A 3,943-nucleotide genomic window follows, 5' to 3' on the forward strand; every position below is an offset into this window, starting at 1 on the left:
GTTGGTCAGGGCCGAGCCGGATCGTGATTCCAGGGCCGCCCGGTTCGCGGCGAGCTCGGCGGCGATCGCCTCGGTGCCTTCGGTGATACCGCGCTTCAGCGTGACGATCTCGGCCGTCTTCTGCCGGGCGAAGGCCAGCCAGCTGACGATCTCCGGATTGAGGTCCTCCTCGGCCGTTACGTCCAGCGGGACGTGGAGCAGCGAGGATGACGAACTCACGTCGACCTGGCCGGCCAGACCCATCAGCGTGGCCAGGGTGGACAGTGATTTGGGCAGATCGTTGATCCAGATGTTGCGACCGTTGACGACGCCCGCGACGAGACGCTTCGTCCGGATGCCGGCAACGGTTGCGAGGTCATCGAGATTCGCCGCCGCTGGCCCGGTGAAGTCGATCGCCAGTCCCTCGACCGGCGCCTTGGCCAGGACGGGAAGCGCTTCGCCCAGGCGGTCGAAGTACGACGCCACCAGCAGTTTCGGACGATCCTCGAGACCACCCAGTACGGCGTACGCGCGGGCCGTCGCATCCAGCTCGTCAGGAGAGCGGTCCTGGACCAGAGCCGGTTCGTCCAGCTGAACCCACTCGGCTCCGGCCGCACGCAGGTCGGCCAGTACTTCGGCGTACACGGGCAGGATCTGGTCGAGCAAGGACAACGGCTCGAAGTCCTGGGCGACACCTGGTGCGGGCTTGGCCAGGAGCAGATAGGTGATCGGACCCACGACGACCGGCCGTGCGGCCAGGCCGAGCGAGACGGCCTCCCGCAGTTCGGAGACCTGCTTGCTGGAGTCGGCAGCGAACACGGTGTCGGGACCGAGCTCCGGGACGAGGTAGTGGTAGTTGGTGTCGAACCACTTCGTCATCTCGAGCGGTGCGACCTCCTGGGTTCCGCGCGCCATCGCGAAGTAGCCGTCCAAGGCGTCCGCGTCGACGGCGGAGCGGTGTCGTTCGGGGATCGCACCGACGAGGACGGTGGTGTCCAGCACGTGGTCGTAGTACGAGAAGTCACCGGTCGGTACCTCGTCGATGCCGTCGGCGGCGAGTTGCTGCCAGTTGGATCGACGAAGGTCGGCCGCGGTCTGCCGGAGGGCGGCTGCGGTGACTTTGCCCTTCCAGTAGCCCTCGATGGACTTCTTCAGTTCACGGTTCGGACCTTGCCGGGGGTAGCCGTACACGGTCGCCCGTGCTGCCGCGGCTGCGGACTGGGTAGTCAAGCTTCTCTCCTTCGCGAGCCTGTCTCGAAAGACCCGGCCCCGCGGAAGAACGGCAAGCGTTCGCCGACCTCCCCACGAGGTCACGCGTCACCGCCGGACGACGGGCGCACGGCGGGCAGTGGCAGGTCTTCGGACTCGCGGGCACGCCTCGTTCGAGACACCTACTGACCGTCGCTTCCCAGACCTTTCGATCCAGTGCTGATGACGGCGCTCGTTCCCACTCACCGCTGCGGGGCAGTCCCGGACTTCCACCGGGTTCCCTCTTACGACGTCCTACCTGGCAGGCAGAACGAACCAGCTGCACAGCCAGCGTATGTCAGGCCGCTCAGTCGTGCATCGGGCGGGTTTCGGTCCAGTCGACGAGGAGTTTGCGTTCGGCGAAGTACCAGGTGCCGTCCTGTTTGACGTACTGGTCCAGGTAGCGGATGGAAGCGATCATCAGGGTGCGGCGACCGTCGTCGCCGATGGTGACGTGGTGGGCGATGGTGTAGCTCTCGCCGTCGGCCTGGTTGCCGTTGACAACGACTGTGCTCTGGCCGTTGAAGTGGGTGGTGGCGGAGTACTGGTTGAGGTTGTCGAAGACCGGTGCGAGCGCGTCGCGTCCGTGCAGTTCCTGGGTGGGCTCGGCGGACTTGGCGTCCATATAAACCACGAAACGGGTGTCTTCGGTGAACAGGGCCGTCTGGCCCCTGGCGTCGCGGCGGTCCGCGCAGTGCGCGTAGGCGTCGAACAGTTCGCGGATCGCGAGGCGGTCGGCGGCTTCTTCGGGGGAGACGGCGGTGTGGGACCTCATGACTGCTCCTCGGGGTTGCTATCTTACAACTGTAAAATAGCAGCAGCGGAAGAGCCGAGGACAGTGATGAACGATCGACCGGATCCGCGGACGGCGCGGACCGATCGCGCGCTGGCGGACGCCGTACTGCGGCTGGCCGCCGAGGGACCCGTGTCCCGGATCAGTGTCGCGGAGTTGACTGAGGCGGCCGGGGTGACGCGGCCGACGTTCTATCACCGGTATCGCAGTCCGCTCGAGCTGTTGCTCACGGTGCTGGACGCCGACCTGGCTGAGGTGTACCGGCGCGAGGAGCACTGGCGGGCGACGGAAGATCTGGCCTGGGATGAGGCCCTGCGCCGGGCGACGGGCGAGCTGGTCGATCATGTCGCCCGGTTCGCCGATGTCTATCGGCAGACGCTCGAGGACCCGGCGGATCGTGGGGTCTACGAGGCGCTCGTCCGGCACTTCAGCGACTACAGCCTGGCCTTCATGGCGCGCTCGACGAACCCGGACGTACCTGCTGCTCATCGGGAGTTGATGGCGCAGTTCGTCGCGCACGGATTCGCCGGGGCGATCAAGGCATGGTTGGCGGATGGGGGACTGAGCAGGGACGATCTGGTGGACGCAGTCGTCGCATGTGCGCCGGCGTGGTGGCGTTGACGGGAGATGGATCGATGAGCGATCAAGACCACCGGCACCGGCCGCTGTCGGGGCGTGATCCGGCGGAGGCTCATCGGGCCGCGACGCCGCTGGAGCTTCTGTACGACCTGACGTTCGTGGTGGCGTTCGGCACGGCCGCGGACGAGCTCGCGCACTACCTGGCCGAGGGCCATGTCGGTACGGCGCTGCTCGGGTTCTGCCTGGCGGTCTTCGCCGTTGTTTGGTGCTGGATGAACTACTCGTGGTTCGCGTCGGCCTACGACAACGACGACTGGGTGTTCCGGGTCGCCACCATGGTGCAGATGGTCGGCGTGATCGTGCTGGCGCTCGGGCTCGAGGACATGTTCGTCTCCGTCGACGACGGCGACGCGATCGACGTCCGGATGATGGTTCTCGGGTACGTCGTGATGCGGTTGTCGATGCTGTTCCTTTGGCTCCTTGCCGGGCGCAACGATCCCGGCCGGGCGCCGGCGGCCCGCAAGAACATCTGGACCATCGGGGTCGCGCAGGTGGGGTGGGTGGTGCTCGCGTTCCTGCAGTTGCCGGTGTGGGCGTTCTTCGTGGCCGGGATCCCGTTCATCGCGCTGGAGCTGACCGGCCCGGTGCTGGCGGAGCGGCGCAGTCCGACACCGTGGCACGCGCATCACATCGCAGAGCGGCATGGGCTGTTGCTGCTGATCACCCTCGGCGAAGGAGTGCTGGGAACGGTCGCGGCCCTCAACGCGCTCGTGCACGGCGAACACGGCTGGACCTTCGAGGCCGCGCTGCTGGCGGTCGCCGGTATCGGCCTGACCTTCGGCATGTGGTGGATGTACTTCGCTGTGCCCTGGGGAGATGTCCTCCGTCGGCACCGGAACAGATCGGCGGCCTGGGGGCTCGGTCACTTCCTCCTGTTCGGCTCGGTCGCCGCGACGGGCGCCGGCCTGCACGTGGCGGCGTACTTCCTGGAAGGAAGCGCCACGCTCGGCCCGACCGAAACGGTCCTGACCGTCGCGATCCCGGTCGCCATCTTCATAGTGGCGCTGTACGCGATCTACTGGGGCTTTCTCCGGCAGCACGACACGTTCCACCTGCTGCTCCTGGTGGGAACGGCAGGCGTGATTCTGCTGGCGGTGATCTGCGCTGAGCTCGGTGCGAGCACCCCGTGGTGCCTAGTGATCGTCATGCTCGCCCCGGCCGTCACGGTCGTCGGCTTCGAAACGGTCGGCCACCGCCACCTCACGCTGGCCATGATTCGGTGACCACTGCAGGAGGAAGCGGAGGCCCTCGTACGATGGGGAGTCGGGTGCGGCCGTGTAGGCC

Annotated in this window: 3 protein-coding genes, 1 pseudogene and 1 riboswitch; of the genes and pseudogenes, 2 read left to right on the forward strand and 2 right to left on the reverse strand. The window is 67.0% G+C overall.

What is annotated here, in order from left to right:
• Together VFG33_RS24750 and VFG33_RS24755 are read right to left on the reverse strand one after the other, a co-directional pair.
• Nucleotides 1–1,209, reverse strand: a pseudogene (locus VFG33_RS24750) (5-methyltetrahydropteroyltriglutamate--homocysteine S-methyltransferase); the annotation flags it as partial.
• 103 nt (nucleotides 1,210–1,312) lie between these two features.
• A riboswitch (cobalamin riboswitch) is annotated at nucleotides 1,313–1,524 on the reverse strand.
• A 10-nt stretch (nucleotides 1,525–1,534) separates the two neighbouring features.
• Nucleotides 1,535–2,002: a nuclear transport factor 2 family protein gene (locus VFG33_RS24755; protein WP_325055338.1), complete on the reverse strand. Its 468-nt coding sequence runs from the start codon at nucleotides 2,000–2,002 to the stop codon at nucleotides 1,535–1,537.
• 66 nt (nucleotides 2,003–2,068) lie between these two features.
• Between VFG33_RS24755 and VFG33_RS24760 the strand changes: the two genes are divergently transcribed.
• Together VFG33_RS24760 and VFG33_RS24765 are read left to right on the forward strand one after the other, a co-directional pair.
• Nucleotides 2,069–2,641, forward strand: coding sequence for a TetR/AcrR family transcriptional regulator (locus VFG33_RS24760; protein ID WP_325055339.1), 573 nt, complete (start codon nucleotides 2,069–2,071; stop codon nucleotides 2,639–2,641).
• Nucleotides 2,642–2,655: 14 nt separating this feature from the next.
• On the forward strand, nucleotides 2,656–3,882 hold the full coding sequence (locus VFG33_RS24765) for a low temperature requirement protein A (RefSeq protein ID WP_325055340.1): 1,227 nt from the start codon (nucleotides 2,656–2,658) through the stop codon (nucleotides 3,880–3,882).
• Nucleotides 3,883–3,943: the final 61 nt, after the last annotated feature.

The organism is Kribbella sp. (genome assembly GCF_035687465.1).
GTDB lineage: Bacteria > Actinomycetota > Actinomycetes > Propionibacteriales > Kribbellaceae > Kribbella.